A 6297-nucleotide genomic window follows, 5' to 3' on the forward strand; every position below is an offset into this window, starting at 1 on the left:
GGTCACTCGATCGGATCGTCGACGGAATCCGAGTCGAATAGTGCTGGATCCGCCGTGCCGTTGTTTCGACGTTCGATCGCTTCTTTCGCCCACTGTTCGATCTGTGCTTCGGATACTGACTGATATCCGAGCAGGAGTCGATCGTTGAACAGACACGGCAGATCTGTATCACACAGGAGCGTTTTGACTCTCTCTGTCGACCATGGCAGCGGATACGGGGCGACCGTTCCTTGTAGTTGATATTCTTGTTGTGTTGGTTTCGACGGTAGTTGATGTAAAAGCCGATGTACAGAACCAAGTGGTATGTTTGGCGTTGGGCTCGTACGCAGTGATGTCCGGTGGACCTCTCGACTTTCTGAACAAATATATACAAGTTCTGCTGGCGATCTGTTACTCACTAGAACTAGCTCACGACCGCTGTTGCCATAGAATCGTACGCGGTCGGTACCCAACGCGAGGAATATACTAACAGCAACTGGGTAGCCATATTGAAGCAGTTCGAGGATGTTAATCAACTCCTGTACACCCACTGAGTCAGCAACGTCGATCGAAACGAATCCATCTGGCTCGAAAGATTGTCTATCCCTTCCCTCCGAACCAACCTCTGACGACATCCAGACGGCTGGGGGGCTCGATCCTCCGTGATCTTTCGACACGTGTCCGTCAATACACTCGATGGATCCCTCGGTGACTGGTGGGACACAGTACACAAAATCGTGATTTGCCTCGAGTAGCGTCGCAACCGCCTTTTCACTCGGTTTTTTGACAATACCAACTTGTTCGGGCTCCACAAGTGTCGTCTCGCTTTCTATAGCAGCGCGAACTGATTGTGCCTGCGTTGCATCGTCGAGAATGAGACCGAACGAGACCGTTTCTTCGGTGGGATGTTCGTACGCAAATTCGCGTTCAAACGCTGGGATCGAAAGAGCTGTACCGCCCGGTGGAATCGTCCCCGCACTGTACCCATCGATTCCCTCCGAGTCAAATGCCCGTATGCGGGCGCTTCGTTTGGCTGGTATTTCATTTTCAACATGCACCGTACCGAGCACGTTACAAACATGAGTCAACAGTTCTGCATCGTCGATACGGCTTCGAAGAGTTGCCGTCATCGACCACGTCGGAACGTACGGCTCAATCTGTTCGTAGGGGACCTCCAGATACTCCATGAGCTGCTCGGAAATCGATCGATCGTAGAGATTTGGCGGATAAAACGGAAGATCGTCCCCCAGCGCGTCGTACTCGTATCGAGGCAGTGAGTAGTAGCCGCCGATACGAACGAGCGTATCGAGGAACAGACAGCGTCGTAACAGCTCGTCGACTGCCGGTTCGATCGACCCATCGCTTTTCTTGAACGGCTCGCTGTAGCCTGTGTCGAGGTGCAATGCGGCCGTGTCACCCGGCTCAACTGTTGCCCCCAAATAGAACGCTAGCGGGGCGATCCGATAGATGTCTGCGAGGTTCGGCGGGACGGTAATGCGGACTCCGGTTTCTGGTTTCTGTATTGAGGGGGGAATCGACAGACTGTCTCCAATCGTTATCCGGGGGGGATGTCCACGGAGCGACGGCCACGATCGCTCCGCAGAGAACTCCTTGATTGACGATCCGAGATATGACACTGCCTCCATCAGTGCCTGCGTATGATTTGGAACTGTGATCGTTTGTGCCGGTCCATTGTGCAGTGATCGCGCGCCAATTAAGACTGCTGCTGATTCGGGCAGCGTCACCTCCACAATCGCATCAGACTGATCGTTCTCCACGTATGCTACAGATAGTGGTGTCTCAACGAATCGAACGAATGTCTTCATCCCCGCAACTAGATCGAGGCAATGAGTTCCAAACGACAATTTCCACGGTTCATCCGTCACCTCCCCTAGGTCCTCTCCGTTCTCGTTGCGAACCCGCACGCTTGTGTTGATATACACCCGTACCTTCTCGGCCGTACACGAGATCGCCGAGTCAACCGGAAACACAAACCGATCGGTTAACGCGGGCTGAAAACCCTCACTGCCGATCGCGTCGATTCGCAGCGATCCGCCGTCAACAGTATCCTTGACCACGACCGACTCGTCGTCGATCTCGAACCCGATCGGCGTTCCTGTCCTCCCTTTCGGGATCACATGCTTTTCACTAGCTCGCGTCATTTAAGACTTTTGAAATTATAAGAGCAAAAACAACTATTGCGCATGGTGATTACGAGCGGAGTTACGGTCAATTCACTTGGACGGGTACGATCGAGACAACACGTCTGTGGTCGCCTCGTCGTATGCGTCCGTCGCTGGGCTCACGCTCCCTGTCCGATACCCGTCCAGATCGAGCGTCACGTGATCGAACCCAATATCGAGGAGGTGCTCACGGGCGGCCTCGATGAACGCCGGATCCAGCGCCGCCTCGAACTCCTCGCGGGCGACTTCGATCCGGGCCAGTCCGTCGTGATCGCGCACCCGAAACTGCGAAAATCCCCACGTCCGCAGCACCCGCTCTGCCTTTTCGACCCGTGTGAGGCGTTCTTCGGTCACTTCCAGCCCTGTCGGAATCCGCGAGGACAGACACGCCATCGACGGCTTGTCAGCTACCGACAGGCCATATCCCTCTGCAAGCGTCCGGACCTCGTCTTTGGTGATGTCGTGTGCCAAAAGCGGCGAGAAGACTTCTAACTCCTCAACCGCCCGCAGGCCGGGCCGGTGGCCCTCGCCCGGATCGGACGCGTTGGTTCCGTCACAGACTGTGTCGATCCCGCGATCGCGGGCGACCTCGTACATCTTTCCGAGTCGCATCGTCCGGCAGTGATAACACCGATCACCGTCGTTGGCCACGAAGTCTGGATTCTCCAGCTCCGAGAACTCGACAATCTCGTGGGTGATTCCGATCTCTTCGGCGACTCCGATCGCCTCCTCGAGCTCAGCGTCGGGGAGCGTCTCGCTTTTTGCGGTACAGGCGATCGCATCCTCGCCGAGGGCGTCGTACGCCAGTGCGGCGACGAGACTCGAATCTACGCCGCCCGAAAAGGCGATCACGACGCCATCCCGCTCGGCAAGTGCCTGCCTTGCGGCGTCGGCTTTTTCGGAAACGTCCATAGCGCGCTTTCGGCAGCCGCACGCAAAAGCACATGGTCATGCGATCGACCCGCAAGCTTTTGATACGATCCGGAAAAACCTCTCCCACGGATGGAGCTCGAATCGATCCCCGGCGTTGGCGAAAAAACCGCGCGGGCGCTCGCCGAACTCGATGATCCCGAGGCGGTGATCGAGGCCGGCGACGTGCTCGCGCTCTCGTCGGTTTCGGGGATCTCAGAGGGTCGTGCGGCACGTATCGCCCGAGGCGCGATCCAGCGGCGTCACGACGATCCTGGCGGATTCGTCTCGACCGATCGAGCGAAGTCGATCTACGCGGACGCGCTCTCTTTGGTCCAAGCGCGCGCTGTGACGACGTACGCAACAAAACGACTCCAGACGTTCTACCCGAGTGCGAAACGATCGCGGATCGAAGCGGCCCAGGCGACTGTTTCTGAGGCCATGGATCGCGAGCCAACGCCTGCGATCCGTGAGGCACTCGGCGGCGTCGAGCCGCTTGCAACGCCGACAGGACTCCGAATCCGCGATCGCTGTTTGGCGACTCGAGACGGCGAGAGCTACGCTGCTGCCCAGTCGGCGTACCCCGAGATCTCCGTCGAAACGATCGAAGACGCCCGCGATATCAACGAGTTGGCTCGATCGTATTCGACTGTGATCGTCCTTGACGAGGCGTTCGCCGGGCTCGATCTAACTGGCGACGTCCGGGTTGAACCCGACGCGCTCTCCCAACCCGAACTCGTGGCGCCCGAACGGCTGCTCACGTTCTTTGCGACGAACCGCGATCGGATCGAGGCCGCGATTGCCGTCCATGAGGCGGCTGATCTCGACCCTGCCTGTGATCTCGACGCGCTTCGATCAGCCCTGTCGGGCGTCGACGCAGACGGGACGATCGCCGGCGACGACGAACTCGATCGGCTGTCGGTGGCTGTTGACGACCTCGACGCGGCCGTCAGTACGGCAACGTCTGTTGCCGACGACCATCTCCGGACTGCGATCCGCGAACGCGACGTGACGATTGAGGGCCAGGACTTCCTCTCGCTCGTCGAACAGGGCGCGCGAGTGGACTCGTTGCTTTCCAGAGAGCTTGCTGACGAGTACGATACTGCCCTCGAGAAGGCTCGTGAGCACCTGATCGACAGTTTGCAGCTCTGTGACGCCGAGACCGAGCTTGCCGCCGCGATTTTCGACGGCGAGCCGACGTTTCCGGTCGAGCCGCGATCGGACGCGACGAGTCGGCTTCGCACGGAGCTGACTGCTGCTCGGGATCGCCACGCAGCGAGACTCAAGGCGGAACTCGCTGCAGACCTCGCGGCGCTGCGCGAGCCCGTCGAGACGCTCGTCCGAGATGCCTTAGAACTGGATGTCGAACTGGCGATCGCCTCGTTCGCACGAGACTTCGAGTGTACCCTCCCGACGATCGTCGAGGACGGCGGCTTCACAATTGAGGGCGGTCGATCGCCACTGCTCGACGTTTCGTTTGAGGCGGTCGAACCGGTCAGCTACAGCGTCTCTGGAGTCACGCTCTTGTCGGGTGTGAACTCCGGCGGGAAGACCTCGACGCTCGACCTCGTCGGGCTCATTGTCGTGCTCGCCCACATGGGATTTCCTGTTCCGGCCGATCGCGCCGAAATCCGGCGATTCAGCGAACTCCACTACTACGGCAAATCACAGGGAACGCTCGACGCGGGGGCGTTCGAGGCGACGCTGCGTGACTTCGCCGAGCTCGTTGACGGCGCAACTGGACGACTCGTGCTCGTCGACGAACTCGAAAGTATCACCGAACCCGGGGCCTCAGCGAAGATCATTGCCGGGATACTTGAGGCGCTCACAGAGACGGAGACGACGGGCGTGTTTGTTTCTCACCTCGCCGGTGAGATCCGCGATGCGGCGTCGGTGCCGATCGCGGTCGACGGCATTCGTGCCACGGGACTCGAAGACGGCGAGTTGCAGGTCGACAGGTCTCCCCGCAAAGATCACTTGGCGCGATCGACACCGGAGCTGATTGTCGAGAAGCTCTCCGATGAGGCGGCTGACAGCGAGTTTTACGATCGGCTCTTGGCGAAGTTCTAAAGGAAACAGCGAGAGTTCCACGGGTCACCCGACCCGTGGGTGAATCGCGTACGTTCGCTTAATGTTCCGTCTCCTCGATGTACCGACGAACCACATCCTCGGACACCGCACCCGTCGTCCCAACGTAGTAGCCGTCCTTCCACAGACCACTTCCCCAGAAGTACCGCTGTTTGATTTCTGGGTGGCGTCTCAAAATTGTTCGACCTGAGTAGCCCTTGAACTGTTTTGCAATCTCGGCAGGACTCCATTTCGGGTCAGCCTTAACGAACAAGTGAACGTGCTCGGTGGCAATCTCCATCGACACAATCTCGTGACCGAACCGCTCGGCAGTCCCGTGGAACAACTCTGCAAGTTCGTCTTGAACTAACTCCAACATCCCGTGTCGGTACTTCGGGCATTGCAAATCTCCGATTTGCAAGCAGTCAATTTTTGATTGACGACACCACACGAAGTGATACTTACACGAACTAATCGAATGTCCGTGACTCCTGTAAGTTCCTATCCTAATCCCTACTTTTATTATCATTTGATTCGATAGTCAAGGTATGGGTATCGAAGAAGTCACGAAGACCGCACGCACTCGACTCTGTATAGAGTCTGGTGAGCGGTCGTGGCTCAAAGATGCCCGCTTCACCGCACGAGACATCGCCAACGACACACTCCACTCAAACAAGACGGGTACAACAAGACCGAGATTCAACGCGAGGTTGACCGCGACGACTTCCTGCGGAACAACAAGTGCGCGGTCGTCGCCAAGGCTCTGCAAGCGTGGGATTCTTACAAAGAACTCCTCAACTGGTGGCACGACCAAGGCGACACCCACGTCGGGAAACCGTCGCCACCGGCCACAGACAAGAAAGGAGCCTACCCACTTGTCATGGCGCACACCGAAGGCTACCGACTCACCTACAACGACGAGAGCGACCGCATTCGGTTTCGTGTGAGTCCGAAGCCGTATAAGAAGGTGAAAGGGCACCTTCGAGGGCGACCGGAAGATCTTGAACTCATCGAATCGGCCTTGACTGAAGATGAGTGGTCGTTGGGACAGGCTGAACTTCTGTACCGAGATGGCGTGTACTACCTACACGTCACGGTCAAAACAGAAACCAAAGTGCCTGAATCCGAAGACGCTGACACGCTCGTCGGCGTCGATATT

General features: G+C 57.8%; 4 protein-coding genes and 1 pseudogene. 2 read left to right on the forward strand and 3 right to left on the reverse strand.

The genetic code is table 11. From position 1 onward, the window contains the following. Positions 1–2 precede the first annotated feature (2 nt). Both E5K03_RS15315 and larE read right to left on the reverse strand, forming a co-directional pair. Positions 3–2141 (reverse strand): hypothetical protein, encoded by a 2139-nt coding sequence (locus E5K03_RS15315; RefSeq protein ID WP_138007659.1) that lies wholly within the window; start codon positions 2139–2141, stop codon positions 3–5. A 72-nt stretch (positions 2142–2213) separates the two neighbouring features. Further along, complete coding sequence (gene larE, locus E5K03_RS15320; RefSeq protein WP_138007660.1) at positions 2214–3074, reverse strand: ATP-dependent sacrificial sulfur transferase LarE; 861 nt, start codon at positions 3072–3074, stop codon at positions 2214–2216. Positions 3075–3164: 90 nt separating this feature from the next. Here larE and E5K03_RS15325 point away from each other — a divergent pair, with 90 nt between their 5' ends. Then, positions 3165–5141: a helix-hairpin-helix domain-containing protein gene (locus E5K03_RS15325; protein WP_138007661.1), complete on the forward strand. Its 1977-nt coding sequence runs from the start codon at positions 3165–3167 to the stop codon at positions 5139–5141. A gap of 58 nt (positions 5142–5199) precedes the next feature. On the opposite strand, the gene tnpA is transcribed toward E5K03_RS15325, so the two are convergent. Further along, positions 5200–5643, reverse strand: coding sequence for an IS200/IS605 family transposase (tnpA, locus tag E5K03_RS15330; RefSeq protein ID WP_138007674.1), 444 nt, complete (start codon positions 5641–5643; stop codon positions 5200–5202). A 43-nt stretch (positions 5644–5686) separates the two neighbouring features. Here tnpA and E5K03_RS15335 point away from each other — a divergent pair. Continuing rightward, a pseudogene (locus E5K03_RS15335) lies at positions 5687–6297 on the forward strand (RNA-guided endonuclease TnpB family protein); the annotation flags it as partial.

Origin of the sequence: Halalkalirubrum salinum (assembly GCF_005543295.1) — an archaeon.
GTDB classification, from domain to species: Archaea; Halobacteriota; Halobacteria; order Halobacteriales; family Haloferacaceae; genus Halalkalirubrum; species Halalkalirubrum salinum.

Excerpts from the sequence above, each read along its gene's own strand:
- E5K03_RS15315 (WP_138007659.1), bottom strand. The coding sequence starts at position 2,141 with ATGACGCGAGCTAGTGAAAAGCATGTGATCCCGAAAGGGAGGACAGGA.
- larE (WP_138007660.1), bottom strand. The coding sequence starts at position 3,074 with ATGGACGTTTCCGAAAAAGCCGACGCCGCAAGGCAGGCACTTGCCGAG.
- E5K03_RS15325 (WP_138007661.1), top strand. The coding sequence starts at position 3,165 with ATGGAGCTCGAATCGATCCCCGGCGTTGGCGAAAAAACCGCGCGGGCG.